The sequence below is a fragment of the Burkholderia sp. S-53 genome (assembly GCF_025560745.1).
GTDB lineage: Bacteria > Pseudomonadota > Gammaproteobacteria > Burkholderiales > Burkholderiaceae > Burkholderia > Burkholderia pyrrocinia.
Window position 1 is genome coordinate 436,065 of sequence record NZ_CP090483.1, and the last position, 14,657, is coordinate 450,721.

Annotated in this window: 13 protein-coding genes and 1 tRNA gene; 11 read left to right on the forward strand and 3 right to left on the reverse strand. The window is 63.4% G+C overall.

Annotated features, from left to right (window positions below; all coding sequences use genetic code 11):
- Positions 1–181 precede the first annotated feature (181 nt).
- The 8 genes from petA to LXM88_RS07120 all read left to right on the forward strand — a co-directional run bounded on the left by petA (position 182) and on the right by LXM88_RS07120 (position 6,614).
- A complete protein-coding gene (gene petA, locus LXM88_RS07085) occupies positions 182–802 on the forward strand; it encodes a ubiquinol-cytochrome c reductase iron-sulfur subunit (protein ID WP_262540516.1) in 621 nt (206 codons plus the stop codon).
- Positions 802–2,184 (forward strand): cytochrome b, encoded by a 1,383-nt coding sequence (locus LXM88_RS07090; RefSeq protein WP_262540517.1) that lies wholly within the window; start codon positions 802–804, stop codon positions 2,182–2,184. The genes petA and LXM88_RS07090 overlap by 1 nt, the downstream gene beginning before the upstream one ends.
- Before the next feature lie 21 nt (positions 2,185–2,205).
- A complete protein-coding gene (locus tag LXM88_RS07095) occupies positions 2,206–2,964 on the forward strand; it encodes a cytochrome c1 (RefSeq protein WP_047899635.1) in 759 nt (252 codons plus the stop codon).
- 94 nt (positions 2,965–3,058) lie between these two features.
- Positions 3,059–3,670 (forward strand): glutathione S-transferase N-terminal domain-containing protein, encoded by a 612-nt coding sequence (locus LXM88_RS07100; protein WP_006400565.1) that lies wholly within the window; start codon positions 3,059–3,061, stop codon positions 3,668–3,670.
- A gap of 71 nt (positions 3,671–3,741) precedes the next feature.
- The gene (locus LXM88_RS07105) at positions 3,742–4,263 is read left to right on the forward strand and encodes a ClpXP protease specificity-enhancing factor (RefSeq protein WP_262540547.1); all 522 of its coding nucleotides are present in this window, start codon (positions 3,742–3,744) and stop codon (positions 4,261–4,263) included.
- 19 nt (positions 4,264–4,282) lie between these two features.
- Positions 4,283–4,358, forward strand: a tRNA-Thr gene (locus LXM88_RS07110).
- 379 nt (positions 4,359–4,737) lie between these two features.
- Positions 4,738–5,994, forward strand: a complete 1,257-nt coding sequence (locus tag LXM88_RS07115; RefSeq protein ID WP_262540548.1) for an AAA family ATPase — start codon at positions 4,738–4,740, stop codon at positions 5,992–5,994.
- A 44-nt stretch (positions 5,995–6,038) separates the two neighbouring features.
- Positions 6,039–6,614, forward strand: coding sequence for a DUF4276 family protein (locus tag LXM88_RS07120; RefSeq protein ID WP_262540549.1), 576 nt, complete (start codon positions 6,039–6,041; stop codon positions 6,612–6,614).
- A gap of 276 nt (positions 6,615–6,890) precedes the next feature.
- On the opposite strand, the gene LXM88_RS07125 is transcribed toward LXM88_RS07120, so the two are convergent.
- Entirely contained in the window at positions 6,891–7,625 is a 735-nt protein-coding gene (locus tag LXM88_RS07125; RefSeq protein WP_262540550.1) for a LytR/AlgR family response regulator transcription factor, read from the reverse strand.
- Between the two features lies 1 nt (position 7,626).
- Complete coding sequence (locus LXM88_RS07130; RefSeq protein ID WP_262540551.1) at positions 7,627–8,712, reverse strand: sensor histidine kinase; 1,086 nt, start codon at positions 8,710–8,712, stop codon at positions 7,627–7,629.
- A 409-nt stretch (positions 8,713–9,121) separates the two neighbouring features.
- Here LXM88_RS07130 and LXM88_RS07135 point away from each other — a divergent pair, with 409 nt between their 5' ends.
- Together LXM88_RS07135 and LXM88_RS07140 are read left to right on the forward strand one after the other, a co-directional pair.
- Positions 9,122–9,664 carry a hypothetical protein gene (locus tag LXM88_RS07135; RefSeq protein ID WP_262540552.1) on the forward strand — a complete coding sequence of 181 codons (543 nt, stop codon included), beginning with the start codon at positions 9,122–9,124 and terminating at the stop codon, positions 9,662–9,664.
- Between the two features lie 356 nt (positions 9,665–10,020).
- Positions 10,021–10,224, forward strand: a complete 204-nt coding sequence (locus LXM88_RS07140) for a hypothetical protein (RefSeq protein ID WP_047899640.1) — start codon at positions 10,021–10,023, stop codon at positions 10,222–10,224.
- A 59-nt stretch (positions 10,225–10,283) separates the two neighbouring features.
- Here LXM88_RS07140 and LXM88_RS07145 read toward each other — a convergent pair whose 3' ends face one another.
- Positions 10,284–11,084 (reverse strand): cystine ABC transporter substrate-binding protein, encoded by an 801-nt coding sequence (locus LXM88_RS07145; RefSeq protein ID WP_262540554.1) that lies wholly within the window; start codon positions 11,082–11,084, stop codon positions 10,284–10,286.
- 371 nt (positions 11,085–11,455) lie between these two features.
- Here LXM88_RS07145 and tssI point away from each other — a divergent pair, with 371 nt between their 5' ends.
- A complete protein-coding gene (gene tssI / locus LXM88_RS07150; protein ID WP_262540555.1) occupies positions 11,456–14,635 on the forward strand; it encodes a type VI secretion system Vgr family protein in 3,180 nt (1,059 codons plus the stop codon).
- Positions 14,636–14,657 lie beyond the last annotated feature (22 nt).

Here is a 14,657-nt window from a genome sequence, read left to right on the forward strand (position 1 = left end):
GTAGCGGATGCTTAAAAGAGAAATGATTTAATCGCTCCGGTAGTGGGGGATAACCCTTAACTATCAATCACTTCGAAGGGATTTTCATCTCCGGGCCTTGTAAATGGCGACTCCATTCGAGCAAACTAGCGGCGGAATGGAAAGTCGTGACGGAAAATCCAACTCAGAAGTGGGGCGTGTGATGCGAGACAAGGAAGAGAAACGCGTCGACAGCGGCCGCCGTACCTGGCTGATTGCGACATCCGTAGCAGGTGGCGTGGGAGGCGTAGCCACCGTCATACCTTTCGCGGCGTCGCTTGCGCCGTCCGCGAAAGCGAAAGCAGCCGGTGCACCGGTCGAAGTCGACATCAGCAGCCTGAAGCCCGGCGAGATGGTCACCGTGCCGTGGCGCGGCAAACCCGTCTGGATCCTGAATCGCACGGATTCGATGCTGGCCGACGTGGTCAAGGCCGACAAGGAAGTGGCCGATCCGACCTCGAAGACCCCGTATTCGATGCCGTTGCCCGCGTACTGCGCCAACGAATATCGCTCGCGGGCCGATCGCAAGAACATTCTCGTCGTGATGGCCGTGTGTACGCACCTCGGCTGCACGCCTAGCCAACGCTTCACGCCGGGTCCGCAGCCGAACCTGCCGGACGACTGGCCGGGCGGTTTCCTGTGCCCGTGCCACGGTTCGACCTACGACCTCGCCGGCCGTGTGTTCAAGAACAAACCGGCGCCTCAGAATCTCGACATCCCGCCCTACATGTTCACGTCGGCGACGACCCTCGTGATCGGCAAGGACGAGAAAGGAGAAGCGTGATGGCTGCCGACAACAAAGAAGTCTCCACGACAGGTCTCACCGGCTGGATCGACCAGCGCTTCCCGCTCACGGCCACCTGGAAGAAGCACGTTTCCGAGTACTACGCGCCGAAGAACTTCAACTTCTGGTACTTCTTCGGCTCCCTCGCGCTGCTCGTGCTCGTCAACCAGATCGTCACGGGCATCTTCCTGACGATGAACTACAAGCCCGACTCGACGCTCGCGTTCGCGTCGGTCGAGTACATCATGCGCGAGGTGCCGTGGGGCTGGCTGATCCGCTACCTGCACTCGACCGGTGCATCGATGTTCTTCGTGGTCGTCTACCTGCACATGTTCCGCGGGCTGCTGTACGGGTCGTACCGCAAGCCGCGCGAGCTCGTGTGGATCTTCGGCTGCGCGATCTTCCTGTGCCTGATGGCCGAGGCGTTCTTCGGCTACCTGCTGCCGTGGGGCCAGATGTCGTTCTGGGGCGCGCAGGTGATCGTGAACCTGTTCTCGGCGATCCCGTTCGTCGGCCCTGACCTGTCACTGTGGATTCGCGGCGACTACGTCGTGTCCGACGTTACGCTGAACCGCTTCTTCGCGTTCCACGTGATCGCGATTCCGCTCGTGCTGGTCGGCCTCGTGATCGCGCACCTCGTCGCGCTGCACGAAGTGGGGTCAAATAACCCGGACGGCATCGAGATCAAGGCGAAGAAGGACGAGAACGGCATTCCGCTCGACGGCATCCCGTTCCATCCGTACTACTCGGTGCACGATTTCCTCGGCGTGTGCGTGTTCCTGATGATCTTCGCGATGATCGTGTTCTTCGCGCCGGAGATGGGCGGCTACTTCCTCGAGGCGAACAACTTCGTCCCGGCGAACCCGCTGCAGACGCCGCCCGAGATCGCGCCGGTCTGGTACTTCACCGCGTTCTACGCGATGCTGCGCGCGACCACCGACCCGTTCAAGATCGTGCTGATGATCGTGATCGCGGTGCTCGGCGTACTCGCGCTGATCCGCGCGCACGGCAAGTGGAAGGCCGGGCTGCCGGTGCTGGCCGCGGCGATCGTCGTGTTCATGTACCTGACGGAGTCGAAGTTCTGGGGCGTCGTCGTGATGGGCTCGGCGGTGATCACGCTGTTCTTCCTGCCGTGGCTCGACCGCAGCCCGGTGAAGTCGATCCGCTACCGGCCGCTGTTCCACAAGGTGTTCCTCGGGATCTTCGTCGCCGCGTTCCTGACCCTCGCGTTCCTCGGCACGCGGCCGCCATCTCCGGTTGCGACGCTGATCGCGCAGGGCTGTGCGCTGATCTACTTCGCGTTCTTCCTCGGCATGCCCGTCTGGACGCAGCTTGGCACGTTCAAGCAGCCGCCGGAGCGGGTGCGCTTCAAGCCCCATTAACGTGAGCGAGGAGAGAACGACATGAAGAAACTGCTTTCGACACTCGCACTGATCGGGGCGACCGCGTGTGCGCTGCTGGTGGCGCCGGGCGTGCGGGCGGAAGGTAATTTTCCGCTCGACCGGGCGCCCGATAACACGGAAAATCTCGTTTCGCTTCAGCACGGCGCGCAATTGTTTGTAAACTATTGCCTGAACTGCCACAGCGCGAACCTGATGCGCTACAACCGTCTGACGGATCTGGGCATATCCCCGAAGGAGATCGAAACGAATCTCCTGTTCACGACCGACAAGGTCGGGAGCACGATGTCCGTCGCGATGCGGCCCGAAGACGCGCAGAACTGGCTCGGCACCTCGCCGCCCGACCTGTCGGTCGAGGAGCGCGCGCGCGGCCGCGACTGGCTGTATACGTATCTGCGGGGTTTCTACCGCGACGATACGCGGCCGTCCGGCTGGAACAACGCGGTGTTCGAGAACGTCGGCATGCCCCATGTATTGTGGCAACTGCAGGGGCAGCGCATTGCCAAATTCGAAGACAAGACGGACGAGGAGACGGGCGAGAAGGTCCACACGCTCGTCGGCTTCCAGCAGGTCACGCCGGGGACGCTGTCGTCGCCGGACTATGACGCTGCGGTGGCCGACCTGGTGGCCTATATGACATGGATGTCCGAGCCGGCACAGCATACGCGCAAGCGCCTCGGCGTGTGGGTGCTGGTCTTTCTCGGTGTCCTGACTTTCCTGGCCTGGCGGCTCAATGCCGCGTACTGGAAAGATATCAAGTAAACACGCCTGACCGGCGTGGGGCCGGCGCAACGCGGAACCCGTGAAAGGGGTTTCGCCGCGCGCCGGCCCTCGGCTTTTTTGAGGAAACGCAAATATGATGGTTCTGTATTCCGGCACAACTTGCCCGTTCTCCCAGCGTTGCCGGCTGGTGCTGTTCGAGAAGGGCATGGACTTCGAAATCCGTGACGTCGACCTGTTCAACAAGCCGGAAGACATTTCGGTGATGAACCCGTATGGTCAGGTGCCGATCCTGGTCGAGCGCGACCTGATCCTGTACGAATCGAACATCATCAACGAGTACATCGACGAGCGCTTCCCGCATCCGCAACTGATGCCGGCCGACCCCGTGCAGCGCGCACGCGCGCGCCTGTTCCTGCTCAACTTCGAGAAGGAACTGTTCGTTCACGTCAGCACGCTCGAGAACGAGAAGGGCAAGGCAGCGGAGAAGAATCACGAGAAGGCACGCCTCGCGATCCGCGATCGACTGACGCAGCTCGCGCCGATCTTCGTGAAGAACAAGTACATGCTCGGCGAGGAGTTCTCGATGCTCGACGTCGCGATCGCGCCGCTGCTGTGGCGTCTGGATCACTACGGCATCGAGCTGTCGAAGAATGCTGCGCCGCTGATGAAGTACGCGGAGCGGATCTTCAGCCGTCCGGCCTATATCGAAGCACTGACGCCGTCCGAAAAGGTCATGCGTCGTTGATGATGCAATGAAGGCAAGACGGAGAGGGTGGCGCGGCGTGCCGCGCGCCCGCTCCGGGTTCGAGGATTGTGATGCAAGAGATTTCAACGAAGCCTTATCTGCTGCGCGCGTTGTACGAGTGGTGCACCGATAACGGTTACACGCCGCATATCGCGGTGAGGGTCGACAACTCGACGCGCGTGCCGCGTCAGTTCGTGCGTGACGGCGAGATCGTGCTCAACATCAGCTTCGAGGCGACGAGCCAGTTGCAGATGGGCAACGAGTGGATCGAGTTCACTGCCCGGTTCTCCGGCAAGGCGCACAAGATCGAGATTCCGGTTGCCAACGTGCTCGCGATCTACGCGCGCGAGAACGGGCAGGGGATGGCGTTCCAGGTCGATGCGGTCGCGGGCGAAGGCGAGGATTCGGGCACGTTCGACGAAGAAACCGCGCCGGCGGATGACGTGCAGCGCGACGAGTCGCCGGCCACGCTGACGCCGGTCGCCGACGGCGGTGCGAACGAGGAACCGTCCGAAGGTGCCGACGAACCGCCGAAAACCGACGGCGACGGCTCGAAAGGCAGCACCAGACCTCGCCTCAAGATCGTGAAATGAGGTAGAATCTCGCGCTTACGCCGGCTTAGCTCATCTGGTAGAGCAGTTGATTTGTAATCATCAGGTGGCGGGTTCGAGTCCTGCAGCCGGCACCATATCTGACAAGGGGTTACGCGATGTTTGCGTAGCCCCTTCGCGTTTCCAATGCCCCTCACGTTTCTAATGCGTGTCAGCGAGACTGCTAACGGGCCACGGCGCCGCACACGTATCGCGCGGCCACGCTGGGTCCGCTGTGCCCTGGCAATCGTTGCTCCGCCTCCAACCCTTGGTCGAGCGTCCTGTGCGTCAGGCCACGCGCAGGTCGTGGAACTGAAATTTTGCTTTCTCGATGCCGACCAGCTCGCGCGCGGTGTCGAAACGCGAACGCAGCTTGCCTTTCGTTAGCGGGTATCATCGACACCTTGTTTTCACATAACAGGCGTGTTGGTATAGCTTCCGCATACCCCTCCTGTTACGAACATCAGGGACACGAAAATGCCTGAAGTTAACCGTTCCCACGCAAACTTATCGCGGCCGCGCGCTCCCGCCCGAATCGAATATCTCAAGGTGCGGAATTTTCGAGCCTTGCGGGAGCTGGAGTTCAAGAACCTTACACCGCTGACCGTGCTGCTAGGCCCGAATGGAAGCGGCAAATCAACGGTATTCGATGTCTTTGCTTTCCTGGCTGACTGTTTCGAACTCGGACTTCGTCGCGCATGGGATAAGCGCGGGCGAGGCAAGGAGCTTAAGACAAGGGGAAGCGATGGACCGCTCACCATTGAGATCAAATATCGCGAGCATGGATACCCACTTATCACCTATCACTTGGCAGTCGACGAGCTGCAGGGCGCGCCAGTAGTAGTCGAAGAGTGGTTGAAATGGAAGCGCGGTAGTCACGGCCAGCCGTTTCGTTTCCTCGATTACAGGGAGGGTAAAGGGCGTGCGATTAGTGGAGAGGTTCCAGACGAGCAGGACCACCGTGTAGAGACGCCATTACAGTCTCCGGATCTGCTTGCAGTCAACGCTTTGGGGCAGTTCGCGGGCCACCCACGTATCGCCGCACTGCGTGAATTCATTACCGGATGGTACGTGTCGTATCTGTCAGCAGACAGTGCACGCGGTCAGCCGGAGGCTGGACCGCAGGAGCGCCTTAGCCGTAGCGGTGACAACTTAGCGAATGTCATCCAATACCTGGCTGAGCAACACAGCGAGCGGCTCGACCACATTTTTGACGTGTTGCGACGCCGCGTGCCGAGAATTGAACGTGTACTGGCCGAGACCATGCCAGATGGTCGTCTGCTTCTTCAAATCAAAGATGCGCCGTTCAGCAGTCCGGTACTCGCGCGATTCGCATCGGACGGCACATTGAAAATGCTGGCGTACCTGTTGCTGCTAAACGACCCCGCACCTCCACCGTTTATCGGCATTGAAGAACCCGAAAACTATCTGCACCCGCGGCTTCTTCCTGAACTTGCTGAGGAATGTCGCGTCGCGGCGGCCTCTACACAGTTGTTGGTGACGACACATTCACCTTTCTTTCTGAACAGTGTGCGGCCAGAGGAGGTACGGGTCCTTTGGCGCGACGAACAGGGCTATACACAGGCTCGCCGCGCCGCGGATTTGCCGGGGGTGAGCGAATTTGTAAGCCACGGCGCGCTGCTCGGACACTTGTGGATGGAGGGGCAACTTGGGGTCGGTGATCCGTTGGTTAACCAAGGGGCGCCTACGCGACCGCTAACGATAGGGTCGTGACGATGGCCGCAAATCACCTTGTGTTTTTGGTTGAGGAGCCATCAATGGAGGCATTCCTCCGTGGGTTGCTGCCTAGGTTGATACCAGTAGACTGTGGTTCCGAAATACATGCATTCCAAGGGAAGGCGGACCTATTGGGCAAACTGGAAGCACGCCTCAAGGGATACGCTCAGTGGCTGCCGAACGACTGGCGGTTGTTTGTTATTGTCGACCGCGACGACGACGATTGCAGGGAGCTGAAGGCGAACCTCGAGGCAATGGCGCAGCGAGCGGGGTTGGCTACTCGCAGCCGCGCTGGCGACGCGCAGTGGCAAGTGGTCAATCGCATCGCTGTGGAGGAGCTTGAAGCTTGGTATTTCGGGGATTGGTCAGCGGTAAGGGAGGAATATCCCAGGGTCTCGCGTGACGTTCCTCAACGTCGTGGATTACGCGAGCCAGATGCGATCTTGGGGGGGACGTGGGAGACGTTTGAGCGAGTCATGCAGAATCACGGGTACTTCAAGGAGGGTTTGCCCAAGATCGATACTGCACGCCGTATTGCTGCCCGCATAACCCCGGATCAAAATAGGTCACCGAGTTTTCAGGCATTTCACGCAGCATTGATGGAGGCACTTTCATAAGGTGTGCGCGTTTCCAATCGGTCGCGGACTTTTGCCACATAAGGCCGAAAAGCAGAAGCAAGCGAGAGCTTCGGAAACGCGATATTCCTCTAGGTCATTGTAATTGTTGATTATTTCAGGTGCTTTGTAATCATCAGGTGGCGGGTTCGAGTCCTGCAGCCGGCACCATATTGAACGAAGGGCCGGGAGATTTTTTCTCCCGGCCCTTCTTCGTTTCCGCACTCGCTTTTTCCGGCGCGGCGTCATCCTGTTGCGCGGGCCGCAGGCAAACATCGCTCACATCTGCCTGAACAACCCCGCATAAGCGCGACTGACCGGCAGCATCTCCCGTTGCCCGCGCACGCGAATCCGCAACCGTCCCAGCAGGTCGCGCTCGACGCGATCGATCGCTGCGTACGCGACGATCACGCCGCGGTGCACCTGCGCGAACCGCTCCGGATCGAGCCGCTGCATCAGCTCCTTCAGCGGCGTGCGAATCACGAGCCGTTCGCCGGCCGTGACGACTTCCGTGTACTTGTCCGATGCCTGGAAATACAGCACGTCGTCGACCGATACGAGTCGCGTCGCATCCTTCACGCCCACGGTCAGCCAGCGGATCGGCGCGGTGTCTCGCGATTGCGCCGCCTGCGCGAGCGCATCGGCGTGCGCGACGGCCGGCCCGCCGCGCTGAAGCTTCGCGATACTGCGCAACAGACGCTCGTCCGTCACCGGCTTCAGCAGGTAGTCGACCGCCGCGCGATCGAACGCGTCGACCGCATATTCGTCGTAGGCCGTGACGAACACGACATGCACGTCGGGTACCAGCGCAGCGAGCTTCAACCCGTCGATACCGGGCATCCGGATGTCGAGAAACGCGATGTCCGGGCGCGGCGAGGCGTTCAACGCGGCAAGCGTTTCGACGCCGTTGCGCGGCATCGCGACGATCTCCAGTTCGGGCCAGAGCTGCCGCAGCCGCTGGGCGAGCGATGCGGACAGGTTTGGTTCGTCGTCGGCGATGAGTGCGGTCGGCATGTCAGGCGATCGGAATCAGCAGGGTGGCGGTGACGCCATGCGCGGCGCTGGCGTTCGTCCCGACGGTGACGCGGCCGCGCTCGCCGTGCAGCGTCCTGATGCGCGCAGTGACGTTGGCGAGCCCGACGCCGCCATGCAGGCGCGTGTCACCCTTGCCGAGGCCGACGCCGGTGTCGATCACGTTCAATTCGAGCATGTCGCCTCGCATCCTTCCGCGAATGACGATCACGCCGCCGTCGATCGACGGCTCGATCCCGTGCAGCAGCGCATTCTCGACGAGCGGCTGCAGCAGCAGCGGCGAGAACGGCAACGTGTGCAGATCCGCCGGCACGTCGATCGCATACGACAGCCGCTCGCCAAGCCGGATCGACGCGATCTTCAGCAACGCTTCGACGAGTTCGAGTTCGTCGCCGAGCGTCGACGTTGCGTCGCGCGTGCGTCGGAGGCTCGCGCGCAGGTAGCGGTTCAGGCTGTCGAGCATCGTCGATGCGCGCGCCGGATCGCGCTCGATCAGGCTCTGCACGTTCGCGAGCGTATTGAACAGGAAGTGCGGCTCGATCTGCGCCTGCAGCAGCGCAAGGCGCGCGGCCGTCTCGGCCTGGCGCGCTTCGGCGGCTTCGCGGCGTTCGGTTTCGAGCGTTGCTCGTATGCGCATGGACTGCAGGAACAGCGACACGCACACGAACAGGACGGCCGAGACCAGCAGCGACGGCCCGTAGTTGTCCCACGTGACGATGCGTGCCGAACCGAACACATGCGGCACTCTCCCGCCGACGATCATCGCCGCGATCTCGAAACCGGCGAAGACGCTGACGGGCGCGATCACGACGGCCTTCAGCGCGAGCCCCGACACGCGCGGCAGCAGGTGGTTGGTGGCAACACTCAACAGCAGCGCGCAGAATCCGACCGCGTTGGCGACGACGAGGTAGGGGACGACGGGCTCGTTGAAATGGATGACCCAGAAGCCCACGCCGACGACCGAGTTGAAGCATGCAAACCCGAGCAGCGCGATCGGATCGCGCAGCCATCGCGGCGCGCTGCCGGCGGGCGGCTGCGGAATCGGCGAAGTGTCGGGCGTGGCTCGCATGGTGTCGGGTGAGTGTGGGCGCGCGATGCGCGTATGGCATGACCTTACCGCCGGATGTGCCGGCAGCGCGCGCGTTGCGACGAACGGCGCGCGGCTTCGACGAAGCGCAACGGCCGCCGACGGTTGCCCGGTTTCCGTCACGAGTGTAGTGGAACGCGTTGCGGAAGGACATCGGGTGACGCCGGTTTCGCGCCGCGCACGAAACGCCGATCAGTCGGCGAAGCGTGGCCTTTCAGATGGTGTCGGCTGCCGGATTCGATGGTGCGCCCATCTTCGCGCTTCGCGGCACGACCGTCGCCGCGACACGCGGTTCATCCGCGAATTCCTGCGTCCCGTCGCAAGCCGCGCGGCCGGAAGGGCCCGGGTAGTACGGTGTCGCCATGCCCACTCCTGTCAGGCGACTTCGACCATGTCCGCACTCTTTCACCTGAAGCCATACGTGTACGCGATGTTCTGCGTGCTGCTCTACATCGGCATCAAACGCTGCTTCCCGCGCGAGGTGCCGGCGGCACGACCGCTGATCTCGCCCGTTGCATTCGGGATGCTCGGCATCGTCAGCCTGAACGGGCTCTTTCCGCACGCCGGCATCGACGCGAATGCGATCGCGCTGGCTGCTGCCCTGACCGGCGCTGCGCTGGGCTGGCTGCATGCGGGCCGCTGGCGGCTCGCGTACCGTTCGACGCCTTCGGGCTTGCGCGTGCGCCTGCCCGGCGATGCGAGCCTGCTCGTCACGCTGATGCTGACCTTCGTCGCCGAAACCTGCATGCATTACGCAGTAGCCGCACGCGAGCCGTGGGCGGCGGCGAGCGGTTTCGCGATGCTGTCGTTCGCGGTGTGGGGCGTACTCGTCGGGATGCCGCTCGGGCGTGCGGTGAACGTGGTCGTGCGCGGCATGCGCGATGCGGGCGCATCGGCGCGCAGCGGCATCCCGTATCCGGTCGATCCGCGCTGACGGGTGCGAAATTGAAAGCGGGAAAGCGCGCGGCTGTCGGCCACGAACGCGATGCAGTTCATCATCGGCAACCAGATCGGCATCGAGCCGAATGCGGCTGTGACGCGCACCGTTGCGCCCCCGTTTTGCTGTCACGGTCGCGTCACGATGCGCCCATAAGGTTGCACGTTCCCGTCGCGGCGGCATCGCCGGACCTGGGACGTGCGCTACCTGCTTCCGACGACGTGCCCGCGTCGCAGGCAGGCAACCGGAATCTCGCTCCCGGCGGCGCACCGTTCATGCATTCCACCATTTCATTCGAAAACAGGATCGACGCCGATTCGCATCGGATCGCGGACGATCAGGAGACAGGGACCATGCTGAGTCCGCATGAATTCTCGATGCTGCTGCGCATTGCGCGTACGCCCGACAGCGTCGATCAATCGAATCCGGCCTTCGCCGTGCTGGTCGAGAAGCGGCTGGTCGTCGATACGCAGGTGCGCATGAACGCGGTGGCGGCGCGTCCGGCGCTGACGCCGATCGGCCAGATGCTGCTGGCGCGCTTCGACGAAGCGGCCTGAGGGGAAGCGTCACGCCTTCGTCGACACGAAGGGCGTGACGCGTTGAAACGCCGGGTCGCTTACTGCGCGACCGGCACGGTCACGTCGCTGCCGAACCAGTGCATCGAGATCTTCTTCAGCGTGCCGTCCTTTTGCAGCGATTCCAGTGCGTCGTTGATCGCCTTCTCGAACTTCGGGTTGCCCTTGCGGAACGGGATCGCCATTTCCTGCTTGCCGCCGTTCAGCACTGCGCCCGCGCGCAGCGGCAGGTTCGACGTCTTGATCATGTACGGCAGCATCAGGCGATCGTCGAGCGTGGCCTCGATCCGGCCGGCGGCGAGGTCGCGCAGCTTCTCCGGCGCGCCCGGATACGTCTGCACCTCGATGCCCGGCACGGTGCGCGCCATCTGGTCGTAGTTGGTGCCGAGCGTCACGCCGAGCTTCTTGCCCTTGAAGTCGTCGAGCGACTTGAAGTTGCGCGTGTCGTCCTTGCGCTGAATCAGTTGCGCGGCCGAGTACGTGTACGGCTGGCTGAAGTCGAGCACTTCCTTGCGCTGCGGCGTGATCGTGACCTGGTTGACGATCACGTCGAACTTGCCGGCCTGCAGGCCCGCGATGATGCCGCTCCATTCGGTCGGGATGAACTGCGTCTTCACGCCGAGCTTGCCGGCGACCGCGTTCGCGACGTCGACGTCGAAACCCTCGAGCTGGCCCGACGTGCCGCGCGAGTTGAACGGCGGATACGTGCCTTCGAGGCCGACGCGCAGCACGCCGGCTTTCTTCACCGAATCGAGCAGGTCGTCCGCGTGCGCGGCGACGGCCGTGAAGCCGAGGGCCGACGCGAGCAGCAGGCCCGACAGCAGGAACTTCGAACGTTTCATCGCAGATCTCCAGTGTTCAATATGGTGTTGTCGTGAGCGCCGCGCACCGGCCGGGCCCGGTGGGCCGCAATACGGACACGTAGACACTACTCGCAACCGAGCCGCGCCGAAAGTCGAATTGGCCCTGATTGCGACCGATTTCATGCGGGGAAGGCGGCCGACTTCCGGTGGCGTGGACAGGGATCGGTCCGGCTGGGGGCGAGCAATTTGGCGAGCAGCCCCGCTCGGACATTTTCCGACTGCATCCGAAATGCTCTTTTAAATCAGGTCATGGTTCGAATTTGTGCCGTAATTTATCTGTAAAATCGCGCGAGCGGAATCAAATGCCGGCGCCATCCGAGGGCGCGTCACAAGAAGAAAAGGCCGTAGTCATGAACATGCAGAACACAATTGCCGCATTGCGCGGCGGGTTGCTTCAGCAGGACCGGCTGCTGAAGCTCGATACGCCACTGGGGGCCAATGTCCTGACCGTGCAGCGGGCGGTCGGCCGCTCGCGAATCGGGCGTGCGTACGAGTTCACGCTCGACGTGCTGTCGACCGATAGCGATCTGGAACTTAAAAAACTGATCGCGCAATCCGTGACGCTGTGGATCCAGCAGGGCGACCGCAGCTACCGGCCGATCAACGGATACGTGCATACCGCGCGCCGGCTGGGCGCCGACGGCGGGCTCACGACCTACCAGCTCGCATTCGCCGATTTCACCCATTTCCTGAAGTTCCGCCGCGATCAGCGGCTCTGGAACGACACGACCGTCGACCAGATCATCAGCGACGTGCTGAACAAGCATCCGCAGGCGCAGGGCCATTTCCGCTTCGCGTTGTCGAAGCCGCTGCCGAACCGTTCGTACACGCGCCAGCACGACACCGACTGGCATTTCATGCATCGGCTGATGGAGAACGAAGGGCTCTACTGCACATGGCAGCAGGCCGACGACGGCAAGTCGCATACGCTCGTGATCACCGACAACCTGCAGGCGTTCGCGCCACTGTCGCCGGAGGCCGTGCGCTTCTATCACGGCGGCGCGGCCACCGAGGCCGACGCGTTCACGCAATGGTCGGGCACGCGTACGCTGCAGAGCGTGACGCGCACGACGCGCACGTTCGACTACAAGAATCCTTCGCAGCCGTCGAACCCGAAAGGCACGTCGCTGCCGACGATGGGCGGCCAGGGCGAGTTGCCCGACCAGCTCGAAGTCTACGAGTACACGGGCGCTTATACATACCTGGACCAGACGCGAGGCGACCATTTGACGAAGGTCAGGATGGAGGAGTGGGAGTCGCAGGCGAAGCGATTCCATGGTGCGGGCGGCGTGCGCGCGATCGATGCGGGCCGGCGCTTCACGCTGGCCGACCATCCCGAGCATGATCGCGATCCCGCCGATCAGCGCGAATTCGCCGCGATCGAGGTGGCGTGGTGGATCGAGAACAACCTGCCCGTCGCGAGCGACAGCGCGGACTTTCCATACAGTCTGCGCGAGGCATTGACGCACGCGCAGGAGAGCTACGGCGCCGATCCCGCATTTCGTGTGCCGCACGATGATGGCTCGACCGGCTTCTATCTCGTCGAAGTCGAAGCGCAACGCGCGAGCGTGCCGTATCGCAGCCCGTTCGAGCATCGCAAGCCGGAGATGCATCTCGAGACGGCGGTCGTCGTCGGGCCGCAGGGCGAGGAAGTCTATACGGACGACCTGAACCGGATTCGCGTGCAGTTCGTGTGGGACCGGATGAATCCGGGCAACGAGAACGCGTCGTGCTGGGTGCGCGTCGTGCAGTCGGATACGGGTGGCGGCTACGGCGGCGTGCATGTGCCGCGCATCGGCGAGGAAGTGCTGATCGACTACGTCGGCGGCGATTGCGACCGGCCGCTCGCGGTCGGACGCGTGTACAACGGCGCGAACCAGCCGCAGTGGCATACCGACGGGATCCTGTCCGGATATCGATCGAAAGAGTATTCGGGCGGCGGCTACAACCAGCTCGTGATGGACGACGCGACCGGGCAGAACCGCGTGCAGCTGATGAGCAGCAGCGCGAACAGCCTGCTGCATCTCGGTTACATCATCGACCAGAGCGGCAATTCGCGCGGCGCGTATCTCGGCAGCGGGTTCGACTTGCGCTCGGATGCGTATGGCGCGGTGCGGGCGAGCCAGGGCCTGTACGTGACGACGCATCCGAAGGCGGCGAACAGCCAGCCGCTCGACGTGAAGGAGGCGCAGCAGCAGCTCGTGACGGGCGAAAGCCTTGTCGAAGCGATGTCGGGCGTGAGCGAACAGCATCAGGCGGAAAGCCTGAAGGACGCGCAGGACACGATGCGTGCGTTCACGGATGCGACGCAGGACAGCGCATCGGGCAGCGCGTCCGGCGGACGCACGGCAGGTGGCGGCACGGGCAACGCGAACGCATTCAAGGAACCGGTGATGCTGTTCGGCAGCCCGTCGGGGATCGGGATGTCGACGCAGCAGTCGGTGCATGTGGTCGCGAACGATCACGTGAACGTCGCGAGCGGACAGAGCGTGCACGTTGCGGCGGGCAAGTCGCTGCTGGCGAGCATCGGGCAGAAGCTGAGCCTGTTCGTGCAGAACGCGGGGATGAAGCTGTTCGCGGGCAAGGGCAAGGTCGAAATCCAGGCGCAGTCGGACAACGTCGAAGTGACCGCGCAGAAGGCGGTGAAGATCGTGTCGGCAACTGACCGGATCGAGATCGCGGCCGATCAGGGGATCCTGCTGACGAGTGGTGGCGGGTATATCCGGATCCAGGGCGGGAACATCGAGATCCATACGCCGGGCGCGGTGGATGTGAAGGGGGCGTCGCATTCGTTCGCCGGGCCGGCGAGCATGGGGTATCCGTTGCCGAGTCCGCGGCCGGATCAGCCGGGGCAGTTGGAGCTGTTTCACAAGTACGTGAACGGCGAGGCCGTGAAGGGTGGGTTGTTCACGGTGAAAGACGTGAACGGCGCGGTGCTGAAGAAGGGCGCGCTCGACAACAGCGGTTACACGGTCGTGAGCGGGTTGCCGCCCGGTGCGGTGCGTGTCGAGTTCGGCAAGGACCCGCGCGAGTCGGATCAGCCGGCGAACTACTTCAAGCAGGCGAAGTGGCCGGCGGAGCCGGTCCAGCCGTCGCCGGAAGCGGCGCAGGCGGCGGCGACAGGGCAGCTTGCCAGCCAGTTGCAGGGGATGGCGCCTGCCGCGGCGACGGCTGCGATGGGGCTCGTGAGCGGCAGTGGCGCAGGCGCTGCGCTGGGCGGGCTGGCGAGTTCCGCGTTGCCGGCTGCGGCGACTGCGCTGGGTGGGGCGGGCGCGGTGTCGGCGTTGCAGACGGCTTCGAGCCTGGGCGGTGCCGCGAAGCAGGTGGCCGGGATGGTGCAGGCTGCGCGCCAGGGCGGGCTCGCGGCGCTGGCTGCGCCGGCGGCGAACGCGGCATCCGGGGCACTGCAGGGCGCGTTGCCGGGTGTCGCCGGGATCGCGGGCAAGGGGGCGACGACGGTGGCATCGGCTGCGGGTGCGACCGGCATGAAGCTGCCGACGAGCGGGTTTGGCGGACCGCTGAAATCCTGAGAGGGCGGCGCGTCAGCCGTCA